Source organism: Nonomuraea helvata (assembly GCF_039535785.1).
GTDB classification, from domain to species: domain Bacteria; phylum Actinomycetota; class Actinomycetes; order Streptosporangiales; family Streptosporangiaceae; genus Nonomuraea; species Nonomuraea helvata.
The window spans coordinates 2,427,002-2,452,339 of sequence record NZ_BAAAXV010000009.1 but is presented as its reverse complement, the minus strand read 5'-3'; the positions used below and the strand labels follow the sequence as shown (position 1 = coordinate 2,452,339).

The 25,338-nt window shown below is 70.8% G+C and carries 23 protein-coding genes; 9 read left to right on the top strand and 14 right to left on the bottom strand.

Annotated elements, in window-relative coordinates; translation table 11 throughout:
• Positions 1–12 precede the first annotated feature (12 nt).
• Positions 13–1,005 carry an aldo/keto reductase gene (locus ABD830_RS44820; RefSeq protein ID WP_345001056.1) on the top strand — a complete coding sequence of 331 codons (993 nt, stop codon included), beginning with the start codon at positions 13–15 and terminating at the stop codon, positions 1,003–1,005.
• Positions 1,006–1,113: 108 nt separating this feature from the next.
• Entirely contained in the window at positions 1,114–1,686 is a 573-nt protein-coding gene (locus ABD830_RS44815; RefSeq protein WP_345001054.1) for a mycothiol transferase, read from the top strand.
• 296 nt (positions 1,687–1,982) lie between these two features.
• Here ABD830_RS44815 and ABD830_RS44810 read toward each other — a convergent pair whose 3' ends face one another.
• From ABD830_RS44810 to ABD830_RS44795, 4 genes are all read right to left on the bottom strand, one after another.
• On the bottom strand, positions 1,983–3,863 hold the full coding sequence (locus ABD830_RS44810; RefSeq protein ID WP_345001052.1) for a CASTOR/POLLUX-related putative ion channel: 1,881 nt from the start codon (positions 3,861–3,863) through the stop codon (positions 1,983–1,985).
• Between the two features lie 163 nt (positions 3,864–4,026).
• Positions 4,027–4,440, bottom strand: a complete 414-nt coding sequence (locus ABD830_RS44805) for a VOC family protein (RefSeq protein ID WP_345001050.1) — start codon at positions 4,438–4,440, stop codon at positions 4,027–4,029.
• A 44-nt stretch (positions 4,441–4,484) separates the two neighbouring features.
• On the bottom strand, positions 4,485–5,117 hold the full coding sequence (locus ABD830_RS44800; RefSeq protein ID WP_345001048.1) for an NAD(P)-dependent oxidoreductase: 633 nt from the start codon (positions 5,115–5,117) through the stop codon (positions 4,485–4,487).
• 21 nt (positions 5,118–5,138) lie between these two features.
• Positions 5,139–5,591 carry an SgcJ/EcaC family oxidoreductase gene (locus tag ABD830_RS44795; protein WP_345001046.1) on the bottom strand — a complete coding sequence of 151 codons (453 nt, stop codon included), beginning with the start codon at positions 5,589–5,591 and terminating at the stop codon, positions 5,139–5,141.
• Positions 5,592–5,683: 92 nt separating this feature from the next.
• Here ABD830_RS44795 and ABD830_RS44790 point away from each other — a divergent pair, with 92 nt between their 5' ends.
• The 4 genes from ABD830_RS44790 to ABD830_RS44775 all read left to right on the top strand — a co-directional run bounded on the left by ABD830_RS44790 (position 5,684) and on the right by ABD830_RS44775 (position 10,029).
• A complete protein-coding gene (locus ABD830_RS44790; protein ID WP_345001044.1) occupies positions 5,684–6,145 on the top strand; it encodes a MarR family winged helix-turn-helix transcriptional regulator in 462 nt (153 codons plus the stop codon).
• 315 nt (positions 6,146–6,460) lie between these two features.
• Positions 6,461–7,681 carry an AfsR/SARP family transcriptional regulator gene (locus tag ABD830_RS44785; RefSeq protein ID WP_345001042.1) on the top strand — a complete coding sequence of 407 codons (1,221 nt, stop codon included), beginning with the start codon at positions 6,461–6,463 and terminating at the stop codon, positions 7,679–7,681.
• The gene (locus ABD830_RS44780; RefSeq protein WP_345001040.1) at positions 7,681–8,406 is read left to right on the top strand and encodes a hypothetical protein; all 726 of its coding nucleotides are present in this window, start codon (positions 7,681–7,683) and stop codon (positions 8,404–8,406) included. The genes ABD830_RS44785 and ABD830_RS44780 overlap by 1 nt, the downstream gene beginning before the upstream one ends.
• 75 nt (positions 8,407–8,481) lie before the next feature.
• The gene (locus ABD830_RS44775) at positions 8,482–10,029 is read left to right on the top strand and encodes a serine/threonine protein kinase (RefSeq protein WP_345001038.1); all 1,548 of its coding nucleotides are present in this window, start codon (positions 8,482–8,484) and stop codon (positions 10,027–10,029) included.
• 16 nt (positions 10,030–10,045) lie between these two features.
• Here the strand turns inward: ABD830_RS44775 and ABD830_RS44770 are convergent, their stop codons facing one another.
• Together ABD830_RS44770 and ABD830_RS44765 are read right to left on the bottom strand one after the other, a co-directional pair.
• Positions 10,046–12,082, bottom strand: coding sequence for a protein kinase domain-containing protein (locus ABD830_RS44770; protein WP_345001036.1), 2,037 nt, complete (start codon positions 12,080–12,082; stop codon positions 10,046–10,048).
• Between the two features lie 366 nt (positions 12,083–12,448).
• A complete protein-coding gene (locus tag ABD830_RS44765) occupies positions 12,449–13,423 on the bottom strand; it encodes a DUF5937 family protein (RefSeq protein WP_345001034.1) in 975 nt (324 codons plus the stop codon).
• Positions 13,424–13,481: 58 nt separating this feature from the next.
• Between ABD830_RS44765 and ABD830_RS44760 the strand changes: the two genes are divergently transcribed.
• A complete protein-coding gene (locus tag ABD830_RS44760; RefSeq protein WP_345001032.1) occupies positions 13,482–14,732 on the top strand; it encodes an MFS transporter in 1,251 nt (416 codons plus the stop codon).
• Here ABD830_RS44760 and ABD830_RS44755 read toward each other — a convergent pair.
• From ABD830_RS44755 to ABD830_RS44745, 3 genes are all read right to left on the bottom strand, one after another.
• Positions 14,716–14,958 (bottom strand): hypothetical protein, encoded by a 243-nt coding sequence (locus tag ABD830_RS44755; RefSeq protein WP_345001030.1) that lies wholly within the window; start codon positions 14,956–14,958, stop codon positions 14,716–14,718. The genes ABD830_RS44760 and ABD830_RS44755 overlap by 17 nt on opposite strands.
• Before the next feature lie 20 nt (positions 14,959–14,978).
• Complete coding sequence (locus ABD830_RS44750) at positions 14,979–15,320, bottom strand: hypothetical protein (RefSeq protein ID WP_345001028.1); 342 nt, start codon at positions 15,318–15,320, stop codon at positions 14,979–14,981.
• A 130-nt stretch (positions 15,321–15,450) separates the two neighbouring features.
• On the bottom strand, positions 15,451–15,792 hold the full coding sequence (locus ABD830_RS44745) for a DoxX family protein (protein WP_345001026.1): 342 nt from the start codon (positions 15,790–15,792) through the stop codon (positions 15,451–15,453).
• A 97-nt stretch (positions 15,793–15,889) separates the two neighbouring features.
• On the opposite strand from ABD830_RS44745, the gene sigJ reads away from it, so the two are divergent.
• Positions 15,890–16,801 (top strand): RNA polymerase sigma factor SigJ, encoded by a 912-nt coding sequence (gene sigJ / locus ABD830_RS44740; protein ID WP_345001024.1) that lies wholly within the window; start codon positions 15,890–15,892, stop codon positions 16,799–16,801.
• Positions 16,802–17,163: 362 nt separating this feature from the next.
• On the opposite strand, the gene ABD830_RS44735 is transcribed toward sigJ, so the two are convergent.
• The 3 genes from ABD830_RS44735 to ABD830_RS44725 form a co-directional block, all read right to left on the bottom strand.
• Positions 17,164–18,282 (bottom strand): DUF2207 domain-containing protein, encoded by a 1,119-nt coding sequence (locus tag ABD830_RS44735; RefSeq protein WP_345001022.1) that lies wholly within the window; start codon positions 18,280–18,282, stop codon positions 17,164–17,166.
• 102 nt (positions 18,283–18,384) lie between these two features.
• The gene (locus ABD830_RS44730; protein ID WP_345002250.1) at positions 18,385–20,694 is read right to left on the bottom strand and encodes an FtsX-like permease family protein; all 2,310 of its coding nucleotides are present in this window, start codon (positions 20,692–20,694) and stop codon (positions 18,385–18,387) included.
• Positions 20,694–21,425, bottom strand: coding sequence for an ABC transporter ATP-binding protein (locus ABD830_RS44725; protein ID WP_345001019.1), 732 nt, complete (start codon positions 21,423–21,425; stop codon positions 20,694–20,696). The genes ABD830_RS44730 and ABD830_RS44725 overlap by 1 nt, the downstream gene beginning before the upstream one ends.
• 91 nt (positions 21,426–21,516) lie before the next feature.
• On the opposite strand from ABD830_RS44725, the gene ABD830_RS44720 reads away from it, so the two are divergent.
• Entirely contained in the window at positions 21,517–22,125 is a 609-nt protein-coding gene (locus tag ABD830_RS44720; RefSeq protein WP_345001017.1) for a response regulator transcription factor, read from the top strand.
• Here ABD830_RS44720 and ABD830_RS44715 read toward each other — a convergent pair.
• Positions 22,122–24,113, bottom strand: a complete 1,992-nt coding sequence (locus ABD830_RS44715; RefSeq protein WP_345001015.1) for a sensor histidine kinase — start codon at positions 24,111–24,113, stop codon at positions 22,122–22,124. The genes ABD830_RS44720 and ABD830_RS44715 overlap by 4 nt on opposite strands.
• An 80-nt stretch (positions 24,114–24,193) precedes the next feature.
• Entirely contained in the window at positions 24,194–25,183 is a 990-nt protein-coding gene (locus ABD830_RS44710) for a hypothetical protein (protein WP_345001013.1), read from the bottom strand.
• Positions 25,184–25,338: the final 155 nt, after the last annotated feature.

Below are 25,338 nucleotides of genomic sequence, written 5' to 3'. Positions count from 1 at the left end.
AGAGGACCCCCTATGAGGTACCGCACGATCGGCAGTGATCCGAAGACCCGCCGTGATGTCAGCGTGCTGAGCCTTGGCGCGATGCTGTTCGGCACCGCCGTCGACGAGACGACGTCGTTCGCCATCCTCGACCGGTTCGTCGAGGCCGGCGGCACCTTCATCGACACCGCCAACAACTACGCGTACTGGGTCAACGGCACTCAGGGCGGAGAGAGCGAGGCGCTGCTCGGACGCTGGCGCCGCAGCCGCGGCGTTGCGGATGAGATCGTCATCGCCACCAAACTCGGAGGGCGGCCCAACGCTCCGGCGACCACCCTCACCCACGACCTCGAGGGCTTGTCCGCCCAAGTGATCCGGGAGTCTTCGGAGCGGAGCAGGGAACGGCTCGGCGTGGACAAGCTGGACCTCCTGTACGCACACGTCTACGTCGAAGGTTCCAGCGTGCCGCTGGAAGAGACCGTCGAGGCTTTCGCAGGTCTGGTCGAGGAAGGCACTGTGGGTCTCCTCGGGGCGAGCAACCACTGGGCCTGGCGGCTCGAGCGGGCCCGGAGCCTGGCGGCCGTGGCAGGGCTGCCCGGCTATGAGGTCCTGCAGTATCACCACACCTACCTACGTCCGCGTACCGATCTGCCGACCCTGCGGTCCGAGGACGGCAACCTCGGCGTGGTCAGCGGAAACCTGCTCAGCTACCTGAGGGCCGAGCCCGGACTCACGCTGGTCGCGTACTCCCCCTTGCTGGGCGGCGGTTACGTCCGCCAGGACAAGCCGCTCGGCGCGGCGTTCGACCACGCGGGCACGCCCGTGCGTCTGGCCGCGCTGCGGGAGGTGGCGCAGGAGACCGGAGCGACCGTCAACCAGGTGGTGCTGGCCTGGCTCATGGGCGGCGCGATCCCGGTGATCCCGCTGGTCGGCGCCTCCTCGGTGGAGCAACTGAACGAGAGCCTGGCAGCCGTGGACCTGGAGCTGACCGCGGAACAGCGGGCGAAGCTGGACGCTGCGCATTGAGCAAGCAGCACCCGAGGTGATCGCCTCGAGGCCGGCGAAGACGAACCGTGCCTTGGCGCGGTGGGCTTCCGGAAGCAGAACGTCCGGAATGGACTCTACGGTGGCGCCATGACCAACAGCGATTACTGGTGGGAGCCGCCCCTCGCCGGCACCGAGGCCGAGCACCTCATCGGTGCACTCGACCGCCTGCGCACGACGTTCCGCTGGAAGACCGACGACCTCGACGCGGCCGGGCTGCGGACCCGCATCGGCGCCTCCTCGCTGACGCTCGGCGGCCTGCTCAAGCACCTCGCGCGCGCCGAGGATCAGATGTTCAGCACCAAACTCAGCGGCGCGCCGATGGGCGCACCGTGGGACACCGCGGACTGGTCCGCCGACCCCGACTGGGACTTCAACTCGGCCGCCGAGGACGCCCCCGAGGACCTTTACGCGCTCTGGGACGCCACCGTGGAGCGGTCGCGGGCGAGGCTCGACGCGGCGCTGGCCGCCGGCGGACTCGACCAGCTCGTCCACCTCACCTACGCCGACGGGCGCCGTTTCAGCCTGCGCCGGCTGCTCTGCGACCTGATCGAGGAGTACGGGCGCCACACCGGCCATGCCGACCTGCTCCGCGAGGCCGTGGACGGGGTCGCCGGCGAGGACCCACCGCCTGGATGGCACGCGAAGTCCAACCGGCCATGAAACGGCCTACCCGGGCCTGGGTTCACTTGCGGAATTGACCTGCACCTCGCCCTGAAGGGACGAGGATTCCCGTGCCGCCTGCGGCGGCAACCCACAGCGCTGAGCCGGCCGTCGGAGACGGTGAGCAGCCAGGCGGGGTAGCTGCCGTCGGCCGCGTCGAGCACCGCCCGCGCGTTCCCGCCGTCGCCGAGGAGGTGCGGGTTTCGGAGTTCGTCATGGCGAGAACGATCGCGCCCTCGGCCGGCACGGCACTGCCACGGCACTGAGACGCCGTGACAGCGGGAACCCCGGCGGGGTCAGTTCTCGGCGAGCACGATGACCAGGTCGCGGGGGCCGAGGGTGACCGGCTCGGATTTGCCGGGGTTGAGCACGACGCCGTAGTTCGGCGGGGAGGTGGATTCGACCTGCAGGCGGTAGCCGATGGCGGTCTCGCCGCGCATCCGGGCCGAGGCGACGAGGGTGGCGAAGCTGACCGTGACCCCGGGCTGGACGTAGTCGGTCGCGGGCTTGAGGTAGATCTCCGAGCCGTCGGAGTCGAAAAGGTAGCGGAAGACCGCGCCCAGGTGCGGGTTCTCCGAGAGCTGCGTCATCAGCAGGCTGATCAGCTTGTCGCTGACCACGAAGTCGTCGGCCTTGGTCACCTGGGCCAGGCGGCGGTTGCGGTCGTCGTTCATCTCGCTGACGATCGGGAAGCGCTGCCCCGTACGCGAGGCGAGGTCACGCAGGTGCAGCAGCGTCACCAGCGTGCGCGAGTCGGCGTGCTGTCCCTCCAGCCGGTCGTCGGCCAGCACGATGATGTGGTCGAACACACCCGGCTCCAGCGCCTCCAGGGTGATCCGGGAGGTGGTGTCGCACTCCTTGACGTTGACGGCCAGGTTGCGCAGGCCGACCTTCAGCTGTGCCAGGCGGTCGTCGTCCTCCATGACGTCGGCCGCGATGTTCAGCGTGGAGCCGGGCGCCACGTACTGGTCCATCTCGGCGACGATCTTCGGGGCTCGGCTGTTCCAGCCGATCAGCAGCGTGCGCTCCGGAGGTGCGGGCTGGCGGACGGGGTGGGCGATCGCCTGTTGGACGACGGGTGGGAAGCTGCGTACCAGCCGGATCGTGGAGTCGTCCTCGGCCACCACGATCATCTCGTCGCTCGGCTGGATCTCGGTGTTCATCGGCGGGTTCAGCACCACGGACCCGTCCCCGCGCCGGATCCCGATCAGGGAGGCGGTCTCGTACGCGAACAGCGCCTCCCCGTACGGGAACCCGGTCAGCTTGGGCTCGGGACGCATGTAGATCTCGTCGCCGCCGAAGTCCAGGAGGTCGGTGCAGACCACCGACAGGCCGGACTGGCGGGAGGTCTGCACGATGAGCCGTGAGGCGATGTCGTCGGTGTCGACCACCTGCGCGTGCCCGCCGCCGGCCAACTCGGCCGCCACCAGGTTGTCGGTGTCGGTGACCGAGGCGATGATCGGCGGGCGCCGTCTGCGCCAGTTGCGGTTGGTCAGCCCCAGCAGCGTCTTGATGACGTGCGCGTCCGAATCCTCGCCCTGCGGGGACAGCACGATGACGGAGCGGGCGGTGTCCAGGCTGAGCAGGTCGAGATCGGTCGGTTCGATGGGGCTGCCGCTGCGTACGACGATGCGGGTCTTGCCGGTGTCCCCGACCCGGGCGCGAAGCTCCTCCTCCATCTCCAGCTTGTCGCGATCGCCCAAGATGGCGATGCAGGATCTGGACTCGCTCGCGTTGGCCTCGACCAGTTCGGGGATGATGGTGAAGATCTGGTCCGACCAGCCGATCAGTGCCGTGTGCCCGGACTCGACGATGCGGGAGCGGCCCTTGCGCAGGTCGGTCAGCTTGTTGTCCAGGCCGGTGGTGAGCACACCGACCAGGCTGGAGACGATGAGCAGGCCGCCGATCGTGATGACGAACCCGAGGACGGTGAAGGCGGGGCTGCTGGCCTCGTTGTCGCCTGCCATGGTGCCCGCGTCCATGGCCCGCATGAGGCTGCCCCACAGCGCCTCGTACCAGCTGTTGTGCACGTCATCGTCGGCGAGGACCACGGACAGGGCCGCGAACACCACGACCATGACGACGGTGACCAGGGCGAGCCAGCCGATGAGGGCGGGCGTGCCCCTCGACATGCTGTTGTCGAACCAGTAACGCAGACGTTCTCGCCGTGTGGCCATGACCACCCTGTCCTCTCGGCCCGGGCCACCTGGGGATCTACTCGGTGAACGCTGGAGCTGAGAGCCGGGGGGAGGTGACCAAGGGATGCGCGAATATTAACACTTGCAACAATTGTCGCTTTGGTCCTTGCCCGTCGCTTGCATTTTCCTTGAAAATCATCGATCAGGCCCGCGCCTGGCTGATGTTGACCATCCACGGCACGCCGAACTTGTCGACGCACATGCCGAACTCGTCACCCCAGGCCTGCTTCTGCATGGGCATCGTGATGGTCCCGCCCTCGGACAGCTTCTCCCAGTATCCGCGCAGGAGATCGGCGTCGTCGCCGCTGAGGCTCAGCGAGGAGCCGGCCATGGGCTGGAATTCCATGTCGCCGGTGACGTCGCTGGCCATGATCGTGTAACCGGCGTCGGTCTCCAGCATCGCGTGCATGGTCCGGTCGGCGTCCGGTGAGTCCGTGGCGCCGAACTCGGCGAACGTGTTGAGGACCAGATTTCCGCCGAACACGTCCGCGTAGAACTCCATCGCCTGACGGGCGTCGCCGTTGAAGGTGAGGTACGGGTTGAGTCGTGAGGACATGACTTCTCCTGGAACTACGGTCGTACCATTCCTCAGCCTACGTCTCACGGTAAGGAGGAGACCGCGACGGGGCGGCCGAAGGTCAGCGGGTCGTCGAGGTGGTCGATGATGAAGGCGGCCAGGTCGGCGCGGGAGGTCCGAGTGCCGAGGCGCTCGGTCGCTCCGAGGGAGACGCGGGGGCGGCCGGTGCCCGGCCTGTCGGTCAGGCCGGTCGGCCGCACGGCCGTCCAGCTGAGGCTGGTCCCGGCGAGCAGGTGCTCCATGCGGTCCATGTCGGCGTACGGGTGACGCATGACGTGGTGCAGGACGCGGCCGAAGAGGCGGGCGGCGGGTCCGGCGTCGGCGGGGGTGGCCAGACCGGCCGAAGAGATCACGACGAGCCGGGCGGCCGGGGGCAGCGCCGCGATGATCGCGGCCGTGCCGGCCGAGTAGAGGGTGGTCGGGCCCCGCCCGGTCGAGCCGAGGGCGGAGACCACGATGTCGTGTCCGGCCAGCGCCTCGCGCAAGCGGGCGGGGTCCATCACGTCGGCGGCGCGGCGCGTGAGGTGGGGGTGGTCGAGCCCGAGGGCTGCGGGGTCGCGGGCGACGGCGGTGACGGAGTGTCCGGCCGCCAGGGCGCGTTCGACGACGAGGCGTCCGGTGCGCCCGGTGGCGGCGACGACGGCGAGCGAGGTCATGTGGGGATCTTCCGTACGCGTTCAGGCGTGGGCGGCGGCGGGCTTGCTGGCAGGCTGGAACTTGAAGGAGACGGCTTCCATGACCGCCTGGTGCTTGGTGTTCTGGAAGGCGGCGATCTTCCACTCGCCGTCCGCCTGGCGGGTCAGGGTGTAGGTCTGGATCTTGTGGAGCTTGCCGGGCCTGCCCTTGTAGGTGTCGCCACGGGTGACGACCAGGGCGGTGTCAGGGCCGGTGAAGCGGATGCTGACGGTCCTGGCGGCCAGTTTGGTGCCCTTGACGAAGCTGTCGAACAGCGCCTGGTGTGCGTCGCCGATCTCCTGGGCGCCGACGTACAGGGTGCCGACGTAGGTGATGTAGGTGGCGTCGGGGGTGAACAGCGCGCCGTAGGCGGCGCCGTCGCCCCGCTCCCAGGCGTCGGCCAGGCGGTCGAGCACGGCGGTGATGGCGGCGGTGTCGGCGGTACGAACGTTCATGATCTATGCCCTTTCGTGATAGCTTCTTAGAGGAAGTTGATTCCTCGAAGATTTATCTTCTCTGAAGAAGAGATTAAGCGGGAGGGCGGAACGTGTCAACACCCGAGAACGCCGGTGCGGTCTACCGGCGGTACCTGAGCGCCGTCATGCTGCACGGCCATGCCAGCGCCAAGGCCGTCGACCTGGGCGCGACCGACCTGTACGCGCTGAACATCCTGACCCTGAGCGGGGCGCTGACCCCCGGCGAGCTCGGCCGCCGCACAGGCCTGACCACCGGCCCCACCACCCGGCTGATCGACCGCCTGGAGCAGGCCGGCTACGTCCGCCGCGTCCCCGATCCCGGCGACCGCCGCAAGGTCATCGTCGAACCGATCGCCACCCCGTCCGGCCTGGACGAGGTCCTCGCTCCCGCCCGCGACAGGATCGCCGCGATCATCCAGCAGTACTCCCCCGAGCAGCGCGGCGTCCTGTTCGACTACTTCGCCAACGCCGCCACCGCCTACCAGGAGGCCGCCGACGAACTCCGCGGCCGCACAGCGGCCGAATCAGACTGAGCGGCGACATTCATGCGACACGATGTGCTCATGGTGGTCTATTGGCGAAAAATGCCCTTTGGGGTATAACAGCGACATGTCCGCATTTGGGCGGAAGTGAAGAAAAGGGAACGGTCCATAGGTGAGCGCTGAACCAGCCGGGCTCCAGTTCTCCGTCTTGGGTCCGCTGGTGGTGACGCGTGCGGGCGAACAACTCGACTTCGGGGGCACCCGTGTCAAAGCCCTGGTCGCGACCCTGCTCATAGCGCAGGGCAAGGTGGTGACGACCGACCGCCTCCTCGACGCCATTTGGGGGAGCAGGTCCCGAACAGCGGCATGTCCACGCTGTATTCGTACATCACCAGATTGAGAAAGGCCCTGGAGCCGGACCGCCCTCCGCGTGCGGCCACGGGGCTTCTCGACCGTCAGGGCCCCGGCTACGTCCTGCGGGTCAGGCCGGAATCGGTGGACTCCGAACGCTTCGCCGCTCTGGCGGAGCACGGCGCGAGGCTGCTGTCCGACGATCCGCCGGCGGCGGCGGAAAGCCTCGCGACGGCGCTGGCGCTGTGGCGCGGCCCCGCGTACGCCGACCTCGGCGACGCCGAGGTGGCGAGCGCCGAGATCGCCCGCCTGGAGAACGCCCGGCTGGCCGCCCGCCAGGACCACGCGGCGGCCCGCCTCGCGATGGGCGCGGCCGTCCAGGCGGTGGGCGAACTGGAGTCCCTGGTCCGTGAGCACCCTCTCGCGGAGCGGTCCTGGGAGTTGCTCGCGCTCGCCCTGTACCGGAGCGGGCGGCAGGGTGACGCTCTGGCCGCCCTCCGCACGGCACGCGAGCGGCTGATCGAGGAGCTCGGCGTGGACTCCGGTCCCTCGCTCCGCGCCATGGAGGCCGCGGTGCTCCGGCAGGACCCCGCCCTGGAGCAGGCGGCTCCTAAGGAGGCGGCGACGGTCGCCGAGCCGAGAGAGCCCGCCCGCCCGCGGCTACCGGTGCCGCTCACCCGCCTCATCGGGCGTGAGGCCGCCGTGAGCGCGGTGCGGGATCTGCTCGCCGCGCACCGGTTGGTGACGATCACCGGTCCCGGCGGCGCCGGCAAGAGCCGCGTGGCCCTGGAGATCGCCCGGGAGCACCCGGACGAGGACGCAGGCGGCCCGCCTGGTCGTGCACCTCGACCGCGTGCAGGACGTGACCTCCTGGCTGGCCTGCGCCCACGTGCTCGCCGGAGCCCTCGGCATGGCGGGCCGGGCGGTGGACGGCGCGGTGCTCCTCGGCGCGGTCTCGGCCCTCGGCTCCCGGGTGGGCTACTCCCCCGAGATCATGGATCCGCTGGACGGGCCCAGGAACGTGGCCACCGTGCGCGCCGCTCTCTCGCTGGAGGCCTAAGACGAGGCGACGGCCATGGGGGCGAGCCTCACGAAGGAGGACGCCACCGCGATGGCACGCCGCCTCATCGTGAGCACCCCTGGCGACGACGGCCGGCGTACGGTCCTGCGCCACTACTGAACCGGCGAGGGATCTTCCACGTTTCCGGGATATGCGCCTTCTCTGGACGTTTCTGATGACAGCTGTTTCGATGCTGCCGGCCACCGGCCACCCCGCCTCTGCCGAGGCCGCCCGGCCCGCCGAGAGACCGGCCGGCCGTCAGGTGGTGGCGATGCTGCGGGATTCGGGGGGCTACATCCGGCCCGGGTTCAAGGCGATCGATCCACCCGAGATCATCGTCTACGGGAACGGCCTGGCGGTCGCCGACGCCGACCGCCGGCTGCGGCTGACGTCCGCCGATGTCAGCGCCCTCGTCCGGTCACTCAGGAAAGACCTGGACGACCAGCCTCGGACCCCCACCCCGAGCGGACCGAGGGTCTACGACGCCACTACGACGACCCTCGGTGTCTGGACCGGCGGCAGCACCCTGCGTACGGTCAGCGCCTATGCCCTGGGATTCGGTGGCAAGCGCTACCCTGACGCCCTCTACCGCGCCCAGCGGACCCTGACCACGCTCGCCGACCGGGTGCGGCGCGAAGGAAGCGCCTACAGCGCCGACCGGGTACGGCTGGTGGCCGAGCGCTCGTCCGAGCGGAAGGCGGATGCGCCGTGGCCGTCCTCGATCCGGCAGCCTGCGAAGGGGGAGCCGGACGTCCTGGTCAGGAAGCTGACGGGCCGCCAGGCGAAAGCGGCGATCCGGTCCGTCAAGCGCGTCAAGGGGCCTGGAGGGTGGCCGCTCTATCGGGACGGCCATGGCCAGGTCTACGCCGTGACCTGGCGGTTCCTCCTGCCGTCGGAGTGATCCGCCGACAGATCAGGATTTATCCCGTTAGGGTGCAGAAGGTCCGTCCCGGCCGTCACAGGAGTAACTTCGCTCATGCCGAACGCCGAACCCCTGCGCCCAGGAGACCCCCAGACGATCGCGGCCTATCGGATCGTCGGGCGGCTCGGCGAGGGCGGCCAGGGCATCGTCTACCTCGGCCAGGCACCGGACGGGCGGCCGGTGGCGGTCAAAGTGCTGCGGCAGTCCGTCGGCGCCGGCGACCACTTCGCCAAGGAGATCGCCGCGGCCCGGCGCGTGGAGCCGTTCTGCATCGCCCAGGTGCTCGACGCGTCGATGGGTACGCGCCCGTACATCGTCAGCGAGTACGTCGAAGGGCCCTCGCTGGAGCGGACGGGCCGCTATTACGGCGCCGACCTGCAACGTCTGGCCGTCAGCACGGCAACGGCGCTGGCCGCCATCCACCGGGCGGGCATCGTGCACCGCGACTTCAAGCCCGCCAACGTGCTGCTCGGGCGCGACGGGCCGCGCGTCATCGACTTCGGCATCGCGCGCGTCGCCGACTCCGCGGTCACCGTCACCAGCAGTGTCGTCGGTACGCCCGCGTACATGGCCCCCGAGCAGCTCGCGGGCGCGTACATCGGCCCGGCGGCGGACGTCTTCGCCTGGGCTTCCGTCATGGTGTTCGCGGGGACGGGCACGCCGCCGTTCGGCGACGACTCGCTGCCCGCGGTCATCAACCGGGTCCTGAACCACGAGCCGTTCCTGGGCGACCTGCCGGAGCCGCTCCGCCCGATCGTGTACGCCTGCCTGGCCAAGGACCCCGGAGCCCGCCCGCAGATGCAGGACGTCCTGCTCCGCCTGCTCGGCGGGCAACGGTCCCCCTCAGCCGGCACGCCGGGGCAGCACGCCGCACCCGCCCCCTGGCACGCTCCGGCAGGCGGCGGGTCCCCCACCCTTCCGCCGCGGCGCACTGCCCTGCGGTTCCCGCTGATCGCCGGCGTCTCCGGAGCGGTCGCCGTGTGCCTGGCGGCCGGCGTCGTCGTCTGGAACGCCTCGGTGAACAGGGATCCGAACCCGGCGGCGCTGGCGGCCGGCTCCAGCGCGCCGTCCCCCTCCGCCACCACCAAGCACAGAAAGACCGTGGCGCCCAAGAAGACACGGACCCCGACGGTCACGCCGAAGAGCACGCGCCCGCGCCCCACCCCCTCGCCGTCACAGGAACGCACGACCGTCCGGCCCACGCCCACGCCCACGCGGACGCGGACGCCGACGAAGAAGCCGACCACGACGCGCCCGTCGCCCACCGCGAGCAGGACCAGGACCGCCTCGTTCAGCCTCGCCTACGTACGGGTCGCCGGCTCGTCGAAGATCAACCAAGAGGGCGTCACCTGCTACTCGGGCTCGCTGAGCTTCGGCATCGGCCTGGACTCGTCGCAGACGGGCGCCCCGTTCTCCTACCAGTGGCTGGTCGACGGCCAGGTGATCGAGAGCGGCTCCAGGCGGATCCCGTCCTACGGCCGGAGCGACTATTTCGGCTCGAAGAAGCAGATCACGCCTGAGCTCGGGTCCAGGCACACGGTCGTCTTCCAGCTCACCTCGCCGGTGCGCAAGGCGAAGTCGACCTCGTGGACCATGTGCTGACCCCGCTCGCTCCCGGTCAGGAGCCGTTGGGCGGGTTGTCCGTGAAATAGGCGGTCACTTTCAGCTCTTGCGGGACTTCCAACAGCCTGCGGACCAGCTTGCCGTCGAAGTCCATGACCTGCAGCTCGGTGTTGGTCCCGTTGTCCCACTCCCAGCAGTACAGCCGCGTCTCGTCGTACCAGCCGAGCACCTTGTCGCAGTCGGAGGAGAACTTGCGGATCTGCCTGCCGGTGGCGGTGTCCCAGAGACAGGTCTCCCCGTCGCGCCCCTGGGGGCATTCGGTCGCGAACGTCCTGCCCGAGGGCGAGAAGATGTCCCTGGCGTCGGACTGCAACGAGCCCACCCCCGGCAGGTCCCGCGTTCGCTTGCCGGAGGCGTCGAAGAAGCGCAGCCCTTCGTCCTTGCCGTAGACGATGGCCACGCCCTGCTCGTTGCCGTCCCAGGCGAAGTCGGAGCCGCGGATCGAGTCGTCTGCCACGTTCACCACGCCGACCTTGCTCTGGGCCAGGTCTCCCGCCCCCACCTCGACGACGGCGAAGCCCACCGTGACCCAGTCCTTCTTGATCTTCTTGTTGACGTTCAGCAGGATCCTGGTGCCGTCCTTCGACCAGGCGCGGATGGGGCTGTCCAGTGGCTTGCGCACGGTCTTGACCCGGAAACTGGATCCCGCCACCCTGTCGGCGATGAGGATCGAGTCGTAGCCGTCCGAGGTGTAATCCTCGGGCCGTCCCGCCAGATAGCGCCCGTTGGGCGAGACCCGCGACTCCAGGTTGCCGGGATACTTCGCGAACCTGCCGTGCAGCGACTCCCTCGCGTAGTCCACGCGGTCATCGGACTTCTTGTCGTAGATCTCGTACGCCGTCAGCGTCTTCGGGGCGGACGGGTATTCGTAGAGGGTGAGCGAGCCGCCGGGGAGTGTGGTCTTGACGGGCTCGGCGGGAGTCGAGGGCGGCGGCGTCTGAGCCGGCTTCTTCGATGTCGCGGCCGTGGATCCGCCGGCCGTGGGCGTACGCTTCGACAGCGCCACGGCCGCGACCATCCCGGAGACGAAAAGGAGCACAGCGGCCAGAACGGCCGCGCCGATGATGATCGGCTTGCGCGCCGACCGGGGAGCGGCCTGCTCGCCTCGCTCCTCGGGGATGTCCTGGTCAGGCGGCGGGTTCCACGTGGTGCCGGAGAATCCCTGCTCCTCTGGAGGGTCGGGAGCAGGCGGATTCCAGGTGGCGTCCTGGTCGGAGCCGGTGGACGGGTTCCGCAGCAGCCGCATGATCACTTCTCTGGCGGTCGGCCGCTGCGCCGGATCCTTGGCGAGGCACTCCCGCACCACGTCGAGGAGTGGCCCGTCGAGCGAGCCCAGGCGGGGATCGTTGTTGAGCACCCGGGCCCACACCGCGTGCGGCACGTCGTTGCCGAACGGCGCCCGCCCGCAGGACGCGAAGACCATCGTGCCGGCCCAGGAGAACATGTCCGCCGCGGGCCCGACCGCATGCCCCAGCACCTGCTCGGGAGACATGTACGCAGGCGTCCCGATCTGCGTGCTGCTGGTCATCGTGGCGGGACCCAGCTCCCGCGCGATGCCGAAGTCGATCACACGCGGCCCGTCGGCGGCGATGATGACGTTGGCCGGCTTGAAGTCCCGGTGCACGACGCCGGCCGCGTGGATCGCGGCCAGCGCCGACGCGGTGTTGATGGCCAGCCAGTCCAGCGCCGAGCCGGTGCGCGGGCCTTCGTTCCGGACGACCCGCGCCAGAGAGGGCCCCTCGACGAACTCGCTCATGATGTACGGACGGTCGTGCTCGACGCCCGTGCTCAGCACGGCCGCGGTGCAGAACCGCGCCACCTGCTGGGCGATCCGCGCCTCGCGCAGGAAACGTTCGACGCTCTTCTCGTCGTCGGACTGGTCGAGCCGCAGCCACTTGACGGCCACGTGCGCGCCCATGGGGGTCTCGGCCAGATAGACGACGCCCTGCCCGCCCTCGCCCAGCCTGCCAAGAAGCTTCAGGCCGGCCAGCCTCCCGGGATCACCGGGCATGAGCGGCGTGAAGGATGGCATGCGGTAATTGTGACCCTACGCAGTAAATCTACGGCACCTTACTGGACGGTAGCTTGCCCGGAAGACCCTTCTGTGAGGCGTGCGGGGACGGGCTCTCCCGTACGGCCTCGCCTGTGCCCGACCCCATCCCCAGCCCCGCGCCCGACGAAGGTCGCGAGCAGCAGCATGAGGGCGGACTGGGCGAGCATGCCGGGCGCGAGCGGCGGCGCCGGGCCCATGGTCTTGGTCAGCGCATACCACCAGCGCGTGACGGCCGGCAGGGCCTCCCACATCGTGGCGTAGCGCTGGTCGAGCGGCCCGCGTCGTAGTTCGCCGCGACGTGCGCTTTCGGGAACCTGGGGAGAACATGAACGGCGGCTGAGAACGTCAGCGATTGACCAGGGCGTCGCCGAGCGGCGTGCGCGCGTACAGGACGCCGCGGCCGACGCGAGTGCCCACGATCAGGCCCGTCCGGCGCAGCGCCGACAGATGGCCGCCCGTGGTGCCCAGGCTCTGCCCGAGCAGGGCCGCGAGCTGCGTGGTGGTGGCGGGCTCGGTCAACTCGGCGAGGATGCGGGCGCGGCTGCGGCCGATCAGCGTGGACAGGTCGGCGTCGGGCGCCGCCGGCGTGACCCCGGTGCCCCTGGCGGGATAGATCATCGCGTACGGCCAGGCGTCCTCCAGGTAGGCGCCGATGCGGGTCGTGAACGCCGAGGGCATGAAGAGCAGCCCCTTGCCGTCGAGCCGGTGCAGCCCGCTGGAGAAGATCATCTCGATCTCGATCTGGCCCCGCGGACGCCAGTGGACGCGCGGGCTGAGGTCCTCCAGTGCCGCCGCCCAGCCGTAGGCCGCCAGCCGTCCCGCCCGATGGGCCACGTCCCGCTGCAGGATCGCGCGGAAGCGCGGCCAGTCGTGGGAGATGATCTCCGTCCAGAGCGCCTCGTACGCGTCCGCGACCCGCTCCACCACCCGCGGCCCCGCCAGCAGGTCCCGGACCCATCCCGTCACGGGCCGCCCGGCCAGTGCCCTGGCGATCTCCGCGTGGGCCTGCTCCAGCGGCGTCGCCCGCATGGCGGCCAGCTCCGACTCGAACGGCACGTCCACCGCCGTGGGCGGCGGCGCGATGAAGTCGACGTTCGCGTCTCCCTTGTTGCCGCTGATCGCAGCCACGGCCCGCAGCGCGGGGTGGGCGCGTTCGAGCTCCCGGTACGTCCCCCGCCACCGCGCGGCCCACGGGCCGTGCACGCCCGCCTCGACCCGGCCCGCCAGCACCCACTGCGCGTGCATGGTCTCGATCAGCGGGGAGATCGCGAACCTGCTGGCCACCAGGTCCTGCGGGGTGACCTCGATCGTTACGAGCACCTTTCGGTTATATCCGAAACAGTCGCCAATTCGCCGGGCCGGTCCGAGCATCGTGGGCGTGAAAGCGGCGACGTTCGGCGAGGTGTTCGCCGTCAGGGAGTTCAGGGTGCTGTTCGGCAGCTTCGCGCTGCTGGTCGGCGGCGACTCGATCAAGATGCTGGCCATGTCCGTGCTGGTGTACGCGCAGACCGGCTCCCCCGGCCTGTCGGCCGCCGCCTACATGGTCGGTTGGCTGCCCTTCGTCCTCGGCGGGTTGTTCCTGCTCTCGCTGGCCGACCGGATACCGCCGCGAGCGCTGATGGTGGCCGGCGAGTTGGTCAGGGCGGTGACCTGCCTGCTGCTGGCGTACGCGGGGCTGCCGGTGTGGGCGATGCTGGCGCTGGTTCTGGTCACGGGGCTGTTCTCGCCGGTGTTCTTCGCCGCGCGGGCGGCGATGCTCCCCGAAGTGCTGCCGGGGGACGCGTTCGTGCTGGGGCGGTCGCTGCTGAACGTGGCCTCCGCGAGCGCGCAGATCGTCGGGCTGGCGGCCGGGGGCGCGTTTCTGGCCTGGGCAGGACCCACCGGGGCGCTGGCCGTGACCGCGGGCCTGTCCGTGGTGGCGGCCGTGGTGCTCAGGGTCGGGCTGCCGTACCGACCGGCGCGCGGCACGACCGAAGCAGGCACGGCCGAAGTGGGCGCGGCACGTGAGAAGAGGCCGGGCACAACCAAGGCGGGCGCGATACGTGAGACGGTGCGAGTGAACCGGCAGTTGCTGGCCGACAGGCGGGTGCGCGGGCTGCTGCTGGCCGGGTGGCTGCCGTGCGTGTGCCTGGCCGGGGCCGAGGCCATGGTCGTGCCGTACCTGGGCGGGCAGGGTCAGGCCGGGGCGGTGCTCGCGGCCGCTGCCGGCGGGATGGCGGTCGGGGAGTTCGCGGTGGGCAGGTTCGCCGCGCCGGGGCTGCGGGAGCGGCTTTCGTTGCCGCTGGCGGTGCTGCTCGGCGTGCCCTGGCTGGGCTTCGCGCTCGGGCCGGGGATCGCGTGGGCGGCCGTGCTGGCCGCGGTGGCGACCGCGGGGCTGTCGTACCAGCTCGGGCTGCAGCGGCGGTTCGTGGAGTCGGTGCCGGAGGAGGTGCGGGGCCAGGCGTTCGGGCTGCAGTCCTCCGGGCTGATGACGGGCCAGGCGGCCGGGGCGGCGCTGGTCGGAGCGCTGGGCGAGGTGCTCGCACCAGGGCCCGCGATCGCGGTGGCGGGCGGCGCCGGGGTCCTGGTCGCGCTGGCCCTGGCGGGCGCGCTGCGACCGGCGAGGACGCCGGTCAACAGCCCCGCTTGACGATGCTCTTGCGCTCGATGAAGCACTGGAAGCCGTTGGCGAAGTTCGATCCACCGTGGACGTTGTTGCTCTTCGGGGAGTTCTTCGCGAACGAGAAGTTGCCGCTGTTGATCTGGCGGCCCTTGCTCCAGTAGTTTCCGCTGTTCCAGGAGTTGCCGCCGTCCCTATGAGCTGCGTGCGGCATCGACATCGCGGTCGTCGCCATCATCAGCCCGAGATAGCACACGACCGCTCCTGCCCTGCGTATCACCGGCCACCGAGCCGCTGGGAGCCATTGGCGGTGTTGCCGCCATTGATGGTGTTGCTGCTGGCGGTGGAGCCATTGGTATTCGAGAAGTTACCGCTGTTGATGGGATTTCCGTCATTGTGGTAGTTGCCGCTGTTGGTGGAGTTTCCAGAGTTCTCCGGGCCGTTGATGCACTTCGTCGGCGAATTGGGCGCCGGCGAGTTGTAGTTCACCAGTCGATTGCCGCAGAAAACGCTGGGGAGCGCGCTCACCACCGAACCGAGGTCAGCGCCGAACAGGCCGGCGAGCAGGGATTTCTCGCGAGGCGGCGTGGAGGCCGACGCGGCGTTCGCGGCCAGCAATGCACTGCAGCCCATTACGGCTATTACGGCGATCCGTACGAATGTCCGCAACGTTCCCCCCGACAATCATGACGACATGACCCCCCGACGATAGCACTGAGTAATCAATGATTACGGAAAGCGATAGCCGTCATGTGAGAGTGAATGTCGCGATCGCCAGCGCGAGGAAGAGCCCCGGGAAAGCGATCTTGCCGTACGCCCGCGCCCGCACATGGGCGACGACGGCGCCCACGAAGAACAGCACGAGGCCGGCGGCCGCCATGCGTCCGACGGCGGGCACGCCGAGCAGCCCCAGCAGCAGGCCCGCCGAGCCGGCGGCCTTGAGCGCGCCCAGCGTCGGCAGCCACGCCTGGGGGACATTCACCTCGGCGGCGTTGGCCAGGACGAACTTGGCGCGGGCGAAGTCGGCGACGGCAATCCCCAGGTTGGCCGTGATGGTGACGACGGCCAGCGTGACGTAAGCGATCGACATGTGCAGGGGACGACGCAGCCGCGTGAAGTGTGAGGTCGTCCGCCGGGGGTCGGTGTCGCCTCACACTTGGAGATGGTGTTTCGTCATTACTGTCGTGATGAGTCCATTGGCAGAAGCGGAGAGAATGACGTTGCCGGCGGTGGACCGAGGGGTGCTCATGAGCGTCGCCTACCGTCTGCTCGGTTCGGTGTCGGAGGCGGAGGACGCCGTTCAGGAGGCCTACACGCGGTGGTACGCCCTGCCGGGGCCGCGGCGGGCCGAGATCGTCTCCCCGACCGGCTGGCTCGTCACGACGGTGAGCAGGATCTGCCTCGACGTTCTCGGCTCCGCGCGAGCCAGGCGCGAACGGTACGTGGGCGAGTGGCTGCCTGAGCCTGTTCCGACCTCGACCCGGTGGACCAGCCAGGCCGTCTCCGACAGAGCGGACGATCCGGCCGACCGGGTCTCGCTGGACGAGTCGATCAGCATGGCGCTGCTCGTCGTGCTCGACTCGATGACTCCGGCCGAGCGGGTCGCGTTCGTCCTGCACGACGTGTTCGCGTACACCTTCGTCGAGATCGGCGACATCGTGGGCCGATCGCCGCAGGCCTGCCGCAAGCTCGCCTCATCGGCACGCCGTCGCGTACGGGAACGCGGCGACGACCACGTGCCTTCGGAGGAGCGCACGCGCATCGTCACCGCGTTCAAGTCGGCATGGGAGAGCGGTGACCTGACGACCCTCGTCGAACTGCTCGACCCGGACGCGACCGCCATCACCGACGGCGGCGGCCGCGCCAGCGCGGCAGCCGAGCCCATCAAGGGGGCCGAACGGATCGCCCGGTTCATCCTCGGCGTGCGGCAGCGGCAACCCACGATGACCGTGCAGACGACCACCGTGAACGGACAGCCGGGGCTCGTGGTCCGGGATGAGGCAGGGCAGGTCCTCGCCGTGGCCTCGGCGAGAATCGCGAACGGTCGCATCGAACACCTCTGGGCCATGCGCAACCCCGAGAAGCTCACCGCCTGGTGAAAAGGCGAGCGCCGCCTCCTGGCGTACGGTGGAGGCGGCGCTCGCTAACTACCATCCCGGGTAGTTGTCTCAGCGGCCCTTGGACGGGATGCGCCTGGGTGGCGCGACCGGGCGTTGCGGCATCCTGGGCATTTGCCGTGGCGCGGGCAACTCGGGCCGGTTCTTCTTCTTGGCTGAACGAACTCGCATAAGGAAGCTCCTCTACGTAACTCGCGACGCGGCTCGTGGAGGCCGCTCGACATGCACAGCTGCCGCGTCTGGGTGGACTGAGGCGGTTTCGCTGCTGAGTGCGAATTACAGGTAAAGGCGCATGTCCGTAACCGTATGGGCTTGCCGAAACCCGGCGCAACCGAATTAACGGCTCACCAGGCCCCGCCGCCGCCGTCGCTGGAGCTGCTGCCGGAGCTGCCCGAGTCGGAGCTGCTGGAGCCGCCCGAGCTGCCGAAGTCGTAGCTGCCGGAGCTGCTGGAGCTGCTGGAACTGTCGGAACCGCTGCTCCAGGTGGTGTGCGAGTGGTAAGTGTGCCGGTGATAGGAGCGCGGGCGTGACGTCCCGGAGGACCACCCTCCCGCTCGGCCGGCCCTGGCCAGCAGGGACACCACGGCGATGATCAGGATCAGCACGAACATGATGCCCATCCACCCGGTGGACTCCGTGGGCGAGGAGCCGGTGTCTGAGAACGCGTCGAGCGGTTCGTAGTCCTGCTCCGCCGCAGAGCCCTCCAGCACGCACTCAGAGGTCGTGGCCGCCTCTGGCACGCTCTTCCCGAGCTTGGCCAGCCTGGCCGCGCCGGTCCCCTTCTGAGGGGTCACGTCGGTCAGCTGGGCAGTGGGGAAGGCCAGGTCGAGCGAGACGGGATGCCCGGCGGCCACGTCCCGGGCGGTGCCGGTGACGGTCCGCCTGTCCTTGGAGAGGGCGGGCTTGAAGCCGCTGTCCGAGCGTCCGTACGCCCGGTACTGCTCGTGGCCGCCCTTGGCGGCTCGCGGCAGCCGTACCGAGACCCGCAGCTCGTCCAGCCCGCCCTTCCAGCCGCTGCCCCAGAGCGGGAGGTGCAGGAACGCGTGCTTCTTGTACGCCGTGACCGCGCTCTTCAGCGTGTACGCCAGCCGGAACGTGTGCGTGCTCCCGGGCTCGGCGGAGAAGTACCAGACCACCCGATGCGGCCCGTCCGTGCAGTCGCCCTCCGCGAACGTCTCCCCCGGACGCTCCACGTTCAGCTCCGGCGTCCCCTCGGCACGGTACTGGGCCTGGCCTTCGCCGACCGTGACGTTCTCCACCTCGGTCCCGCCCAGGCGCGGGATGTCGACGTAGGCCCCGTGGCCGGCGGCCGAGAACCGGAACGTGTGGTCCTCGACCACCTTCACCGTGCCGTCGCGGTTCACCGTGGCGGTGACGACCGTCTCGGGCAGCGTGTAGGACGGTGCGGCGGCCGCGGCCGGCACGGGTGCCAGCACGAGGACCGAACCCAACGCGATCAGCATTCGCCGCATGTACAACCCCGTGACAGTAGGCGTATTTACCCCAGCTTGCGCCGAATTCCTTTCACCTTGCTGGATATTCACCTGATTCGGTCTTTCCGACCGTCACTCGCGCGCCCCGAGCGCGTCGGCCGGTCGGGGTCGCAGCGCGAACCTGGCCGGGATCGCCGTGGCCGCCAGCGCCAGCCCCGCCACGGCGGCGACCACCGCGAGATAGGTGAGCGGCGGCACGTACGGCAGCGCCGACCCCGTCATCCCCATGCTGAAGGCCGCCAGCGTGACCAGCGAGATCGCCGTCCCGACAACCACGGCGACGGCCAGCGCCGTCAGCGTCTCCGCGCGCAGCATCCGCGCCGCCTGCCGCCGGGTGGTGCCCACGATCCGCAGCAGGGCGAGCTCGCGGGACCGGGCCAGGGTGGACATGGCCAACGTGTTGACCACGGCGATGGCGCAGAAGGCGATGATCAGCCCCATGGCGACGAACGCGACCGCCCCGTCGGCCCCGCCGCCCGAGGTCTGGGCGAGCGCGGTCCCCGCGGGCAGCGCCGCCCCACCGGCCACCAGGAGCGTGCCGCGGGCGTCGTCCACGTGGCCCGCGACGAGCCCGCGTGACAGGGTCAGGTCGCCGAAGCCCAGGCCGCGGGTGTAGATCGCGGCGATCCGCACCGCGGCAGGAGTGCCGTCGCCGAGCACCAGTGAGACCTGGTCGCCCACGCCCACGTCCAGCCGCGCGGCCGCGGTGCGGCTGATCGCCGCCGACGTGTCGCTCAGCCCGTCCAGCGAGCCCGCCACCACGCCCAGGTCCATCGTCTGCTTCAGGCCGTCGAGGGTGACGGCCTGGGCCTCGTACTTCTCGAGGTCGATCCTGACCGAGGTGTGCAGCACCTCGGTCACGGCGCGCACGCCGGGCGTCCGGCGGACGGCGGCCACGGACGCGCCCGGGGCGAGCACGTGGTCGGCCATGACGCCCGCGGTCACCTCGCTCCGGGCGGCGTGGCCCATGGTGGTCTGCACGAACAGGATCGTGCACGTCATCGCCGTCATCAGGGTCAACGGCGTGATCAGCGAGGCCAGCCGCCCGGTCCCGGCGCGCAGGCTCTTCCGCGCCAGATAGCCCGCCACGCCGGGCGCCCGCAGCGGCAGCGCCGTCGCCGCTCGCGCGATCGCCGGTCCCAGCAGGGCGACCGCGATCGTCCACAGCAGCGCGGTCAGCATGGTGACGGGGGTGGATGCCGCCTCCGTGGACAGGTTGGACAGCACGATCGTCACCGCCACCCCGCCGGCGAGGGCGAGCAGGCCCGCGATCAGCCGGACGGGCGCGAGTGAGCCGGCGGGCATCGCCGTCTCCCCCAGCGCCTCCACCGGCCTGATCCTCGTGGTACGGCGGGCGGAGACGCGCGCCGCCACCCACGCGGCCGCCAGAGTGGTCAGCACCGCGACGATCGCCGGGAACGGGCTGACGACCAGCCGCAGGTTCGCGGGAATGGCGCTCAGTTCGACGAACCTGTCCCGCAGCCAGAACCCCAGCAGGATCCCGCCCCCGGAGCCGAGCACCCCGGCGGCCACGCTGATCAGCAGAGCCTCGCCGCCGATGAGCTTCCTGGCCTGCCGTGGCAGGGCGCCGACGGCCCGCAGCAGGGCGATCTCGCGCCGGCGCTGCTGCATGGAGAGCGCGAACGTGCCCACCACGACGAGGATCGCCACCAGCAGCGAGGTGCCGCCGAGCGCGCCGCCCAGGCTGACGAGCTTGACCCGGGCGCCCTCCGCCTCGGGGAACTCGACCGCGCCGCGCGCGTCGCCGGTGTAGGTGAGCGCGCCCTCGAGGGTGACGTCCAGGGCGGGCCAGACGCCGATCGCCGTGACCAGGCCGTCGCGTCCCGCCAGGCGGCGGGCCTCGCCGGTGGCGAAGAAGAGCGTGTCCTGACCGGGCAGCGCCTGCGCGGTCACTCCCACGACGCGGTAGCCGGGGACCGTCCGCCCGGAGTGGCGGGCGTCCACGACCACCTCGTTCGCGGCCCTGGGGGCGCGCCCCTTGGCGAGCGTGAACGGGGTGAGCGCGGCGGACTCCCACCCGTGGGCGGTGAACCCGGCGTAGGGGAAGGTCACCTCGGTCACCGCCTTGGTGACGCCGGGGACGCGCCGGATCTTCTCGGCCAGCGAGGCGGGGATCCATCTCCGCTCCGACAGGAGCTTGGCCTTCTCCTTGCCGCTCTCCTTGAGCTGCCTGACGTACTGGTCGCCCGCCACGATCACGGGGGCGCCGGCGTACCGCTCGGGCGCCACCTCACCGCGCAGGCCGGTCTCCAGCAGCATCCCGCACGCGGTCACCAGCGCGGCCGCGCACAGCAGGGCCACGAACGCGCCGGCGAAGCCGGCCTTGCGGTGCCTGAGCGTCCTCAACGCGAAGGAGATCATCACTTCCACGCCCCCAGCCGGGTCATGCGCTCGGCCACCTTCTCGGCGGTCGGGGCGGTCAGCGCGTCCACGATCCGGCCGTCGGCCAGGAAGAGCACGGTGTCGGCGTAGGAGGCGGCCACCGGGTCGTGGGTGACCATCACCACGGTCTGGCCGAGCGCCGAGACCACCTCCCGCAGCAGGGTCAGCACGTCGCGGGCGGTCATGGTGTCCAGCGCGCCGGTCGGCTCGTCGCCGAACACCACCTCCGGCCTGGTCACCAGCGCCCTGGCGATCGCCACCCGCTGCTGCTGGCCGCCGGAGAGCTGGGCCGGACGGTGATCGGCACGTCCGTCGAGGCCCACCCTGTGCACGACCTCCTCCAGCCAGGCCCCGTCGACGCGGGCGCCCGCCAGCTTGAGCGGCAGCGTGATGTTCTCCGTCACGGTCAGCGCGGAGACCAGGTTGAACGCCTGGAACACGAAGCCGACGCGCCGCCGCCTCAGCTCGGTCAGCGCGTTCTCGTCCATGCCGGTCAGGTCGGCGCCGCCCAGCCGTACCGCGCCCGAGCTGGGGACGTCGAGTCCGGCCGCGCAATGCAGGAACGTGCTCTTGCCCGAGCCCGAGGGCCCCATGACGGCGGTGAAGGTCCCCCGGGGGATGCCGACCGACACCTCGCGCAGGGCGGCGACCGCGCTCTGGCCCCTGCCGTACACCTTGCTCACCGCGTCCAACCGGACTGCTTCTGTCATGGGACCAAGCCTGCTGATCTGCGCTTTCACCCACCAGAGAGCCGGTCATGACCCCACCATGACCTCATCATGATCCGGACATAATGGTCAGGTGATTCGTATGCTCCTGGCCGAGGACCAGCACGTCATCAGGGAAGCCCTCGTGACCCTGCTCAGCCTCGAACCCGACATCGAGGTCGTCGAGGCGGTCGAGTCCGGGGACGCGGCGGTCTCCGCCGCCCTGGTCCACCGGCCGGACGTGGCCGTCCTGGACATCGACATGCCCGGCGAGATCGACGGCCTCGGGGCCGCCGGCGAGCTGCGCTCCAGGCTGCCGGGCTGCCGCACGCTCATGCTCACCGGCCACGGGAAGCCGGGCCACCTGCGCCGCGCGCTCGCCTCCCAGGTGGACGGCTTCCTCCTGAAGACCGCCTCGCCGGAGGAGCTGAGCGCCGCGATCAGGAAGGTGGCCAGGGGCGAACGCGTCCTCGATCCCTCGCTCGCCATCACCGCGTGGAACCTGGCCGACAACCCGCTCACCCCGCGCGAGGCCGACGTCCTGCGGCTGGTCGCTGCGGGCGCCGAGGCCACCGAGATCGCCGGTCAGCTGTTCCTGAGCGCGGGGACCGTCCGCAACTACATCACCGCGATCGTCACCAAGCTCAACGCCCGCAACCGCACGGACGCCGTACGGATCGCCACCGAGGCCGGCTGGATCTAAACGGGTACCCATGACTGCGTGGGCACCGTGGCGGTCAGCTCGAACCAGTCGTGCTCGCGGACGACTGCCAGCCGCCCGTCGAGCGCCGCCAGCCGGGTGGTGAGGTTGCCGATCCCGGCCGAGCCGCGGCGCCCCTGCGAGGAGCGCACCCCGTCGTTGCGCACGCTCAGCCGGACGGCGCCGTCCCGTACGGAGGTCGTGATCGTGCACCGGCCGGCCGAGCTGTGCCGGAGCACGTTGGTGACGGCCTCCCTGAGCACGATGCCGAGCGTGGTGTCCACCTCTCTGCCGAGCCGGTCGTGGCCCAGGTCGAGGACGGCCTCGATGCCTGCGGCGGCCAGCACCGAGCGTGCCGATTCCGCCTCCGCGGTCAGCGACAGCTCCCCGTGCTCGCCCGACACCGTCCGCAGGTCCTCCCTCGCCCGCTCGGTCATCGTCAGCACGTCGTCGAGCTCCTTCCGTGCCCGCTCGGCGTCGAGCCGGCGGGCGAGCTCGCATTTGAGCAGGATGGCCGCCAAGGTGTGGCCGAGGAGGTCGTGCAGGTCGCGGGCGGCACGCAGGCGTTCCTCGAGCACGGCGGCGCGGGCCAGGCCGTCCCTCGACTCGCGCAGCTCCCTGGCCAGCTGGGCCAGCCTGAGCAGCCCGTACACGGCCAGGCCGGTCACCAGAGTGCTGATCGCGTAGTTCACGGTCAGCGGGACCGGCAGGCCCAGCAGCACGCCGGCGGTCGCGACGACCGTCACGACGGCCGCCACCAGCGGCAGCGCCACCGCCCATGAGAAGGCCAGCAGGACCGGCCCCGCCAGGAACCCCGCCACACCCAGCCAGGCCTGGCCGAAGAGCGGAATCGGGGCGAACGTCAGCACCGCCATGATCGACAGCGCCACCGGGTGCCGCCCCTCGACCGATCGGAGCTGCATGACGACGATGACGGCCAGCAGGCCCGCCGGCCACAGCGAGCCGGCCAGCAGGAGCGCCTTGGCCGAGAACCCCACCAGCACGGCCGCCAGCAGCGCCATCGACAGGGCGCTGTCGCGGGCCGGCCGACCGGGCGGGCGCGTGGTGGGCAGCGTGGCCTCCACGGTCATCGAGGCGTTACCGGCGAGCCCGACGGTGAGCGTGCCGCCTGCCGCCTCGACCTGGGCCGGCAGGTCGCCGAGGCTCTCGTCGCCGGCCGTGCGCGCGCCGTCGTTGGAGACGCGCAGCCGTACCGTGTCGCCCCCGGCGAGAGGCTCCGTGAGGGTCTCGATGAGGCAGGTGGTGGCCGTGCGCCGCCGGACGATCTCTGTCACGGCCTCCCTGAGCACCGCCGCCAGGAGTGCGCCCGCCGGGCCGAGCGGCTCGGTGTGCCCCATGCGCACGTCCACGGTGACGCCCGCGGCGGTCAGCATCGCCTTGGCGGTGGTCATCTCGGGGGCCAGCGACATGGCCCGGTAGCTCGCCGCCGCCGCCCTGGCCTCGGCCAGAGCCTGGCGCGCCGTCTCCACGTCGGGGATGCCCGTACGCGCTCCGCCGGCGATCGTGGACAGTGCCCGGCCCAGGCCCGTGCTCAGCTCGGCGGCGATGCGCAACCGCTCCTCGGCCGCCGCCGCCACGGCCAGGGACAGCCTGGCCGCGTTCACCTCCTCGATCCGGTCGATCATCCTGGTCAGGCCGTAGACGACCAGGGAGATCAGGATCATGCTGATCACGGGGTCGGCGGGGCCGAGCAGGGCGGCACTGGCCACCACCGCCAGGGCGAGCGGCCACAGCGAGGTGAGCAGCAGCGACCCGCCGACGAAGCCGAGGATGCCGACGGAGGAGCCGTAGAGCAGCACGGAGGCGTACGCCAGCGCGGCCTGGAGGGCGACCAGCCACCACGATCGCCGCCGGGCGAAGGCGGCCTGCACCCCGAACGCGGCCAGCGCCAGGGGCGAGCCGGCCACCACGTAGATACTCGCGAAGGCCGCGAACGCCACGACCACGATCAGCTCCGCCTGCCTGCGCACCCGTGCAGCCTAAGAGACCTCTCGCCGCCGCCCGGACGCGGGGACCGGCTCACCGCCGGTGGACGGGAGGTCTCCGAGCCTCACCGCCCGGCGAGCGTCGCGGCCGGACGGACGGGCACGTCCGGTAGCCCGGCACGCCGGGTCGCGGAGACGGCCAGGACCACGACCGTGGCGACGGACACCAGTGCGACGAGCCCCGCGGCGGCCCCCAGCGTGAGCGCGTCGGGGTGGACGAGAGCCTGGCCGCGTTGCGCCTGCCACAGCACCAGCGCGGTGAGCCCCGCGTACCCGAACGCCGCGATGATCACCAGCGCCGTACGGGTGGCACCGCCCGCGAGGACGGCGAAACGGCGGGAGAGCAGGCGCAGGCCGATCGCGACCAGCGGGAGCACCTGCAGGGCGTGCAGGCCGACGAAGTGCGCCACCCGCAGGTCGCCCGAGCCGGTCTCCCAGCCGGTGACCGGCATGCCGGGGCCGCTGTCGGGTCCGCCGACGCTGTGCGCGCCGACCGTCGCCAGGCTCAGCCCTCTGGCCAGCTGCTGCGCCTGGTCCGGGGTGGGGGCGGTCATCAGGTAGCCGATGGACATGCCGGCGAGCGAGACGGCCAGCCCGAGCGGGATCGCCCACGCCATCGCCCGGTCCACCCGGCGCTGCGCCACCAGGAGGACCCCCATCGCGAAGGTCAGCAGCCAGCCGAGGTAGGCCGCGCCACCCATGATCATGAATACCGTCGTGTCCAGATGGGTGGAGAGGTTGAAGTGGCTGGGGACGCCGCGGACCGCCTGGAAGGTGATGGCCGTGATCTCCGGCGCGACGAACAGGGCCACGGTGACTGTGCCCAGCCACCAGAGCGCCCGCCGCCACCGCCCGGCTTGAGCGATCATCCAGGCCAGCGTGGTGGCGTACAGGCCGAAGGAGACCGCGAACTTGAACGGCTTGAGCCACACTCCCTGGTCGAGCACCGTTCGCTCGTCCACGACGAGCCCCACCACGCTGACGGCGGCCAGCACCGCCATCGCCACCGCACAGAAGCTCAGCGGGCCGTGCCACTTCCTGAGCAGGACACCCATGACGACTCCTTCAGATCGACTGGGTACAACCCTGCTGGCCTGCGAACTCGCCCACCAGAGACGCGATCATGAGCCGGGCATGACCTCATCATGAACCGGGCATCTCCGGACACCATTGACCTCAGGGGCCACCTGTCATACGTTCGCTACCGAAA

What these genes read in the sequence shown, in the direction of transcription:
- ABD830_RS44820 (WP_345001056.1), top strand. Translation starts at nt 13, where the DNA reads ATGAGGTACCGCACGATCGGCAGTGATCCGAAGACCCGCCGTGATGTC.
- ABD830_RS44770 (WP_345001036.1), bottom strand. Translation starts at nt 12,082, where the DNA reads ATGCCATCCTTCACGCCGCTCATGCCCGGTGATCCCGGGAGGCTGGCC.
- ABD830_RS44815 (WP_345001054.1), top strand. Translation starts at nt 1,114, where the DNA reads ATGACCAACAGCGATTACTGGTGGGAGCCGCCCCTCGCCGGCACCGAG.
- ABD830_RS44805 (WP_345001050.1), bottom strand. Translation starts at nt 4,440, where the DNA reads ATGTCCTCACGACTCAACCCGTACCTCACCTTCAACGGCGACGCCCGT.
- ABD830_RS44785 (WP_345001042.1), top strand. Translation starts at nt 6,461, where the DNA reads ATGTCCACGCTGTATTCGTACATCACCAGATTGAGAAAGGCCCTGGAG.
- ABD830_RS44730 (WP_345002250.1), bottom strand. Translation starts at nt 20,694, where the DNA reads ATGATCTCCTTCGCGTTGAGGACGCTCAGGCACCGCAAGGCCGGCTTC.
- ABD830_RS44780 (WP_345001040.1), top strand. Translation starts at nt 7,681, where the DNA reads ATGACAGCTGTTTCGATGCTGCCGGCCACCGGCCACCCCGCCTCTGCC.
- ABD830_RS44810 (WP_345001052.1), bottom strand. Translation starts at nt 3,863, where the DNA reads ATGGCCACACGGCGAGAACGTCTGCGTTACTGGTTCGACAACAGCATG.
- ABD830_RS44800 (WP_345001048.1), bottom strand. Translation starts at nt 5,117, where the DNA reads ATGACCTCGCTCGCCGTCGTCGCCGCCACCGGGCGCACCGGACGCCTC.
- ABD830_RS44795 (WP_345001046.1), bottom strand. Translation starts at nt 5,591, where the DNA reads ATGAACGTTCGTACCGCCGACACCGCCGCCATCACCGCCGTGCTCGAC.
- ABD830_RS44775 (WP_345001038.1), top strand. Translation starts at nt 8,482, where the DNA reads ATGCCGAACGCCGAACCCCTGCGCCCAGGAGACCCCCAGACGATCGCG.
- ABD830_RS44725 (WP_345001019.1), bottom strand. Translation starts at nt 21,425, where the DNA reads ATGACAGAAGCAGTCCGGTTGGACGCGGTGAGCAAGGTGTACGGCAGG.
- ABD830_RS44710 (WP_345001013.1), bottom strand. Translation starts at nt 25,183, where the DNA reads ATGGGTGTCCTGCTCAGGAAGTGGCACGGCCCGCTGAGCTTCTGTGCG.
- sigJ (WP_345001024.1), top strand. Translation starts at nt 15,890, where the DNA reads ATGAGTCCATTGGCAGAAGCGGAGAGAATGACGTTGCCGGCGGTGGAC.
- ABD830_RS44735 (WP_345001022.1), bottom strand. Translation starts at nt 18,282, where the DNA reads ATGCTGATCGCGTTGGGTTCGGTCCTCGTGCTGGCACCCGTGCCGGCC.
- ABD830_RS44745 (WP_345001026.1), bottom strand. Translation starts at nt 15,792, where the DNA reads ATGTCGATCGCTTACGTCACGCTGGCCGTCGTCACCATCACGGCCAAC.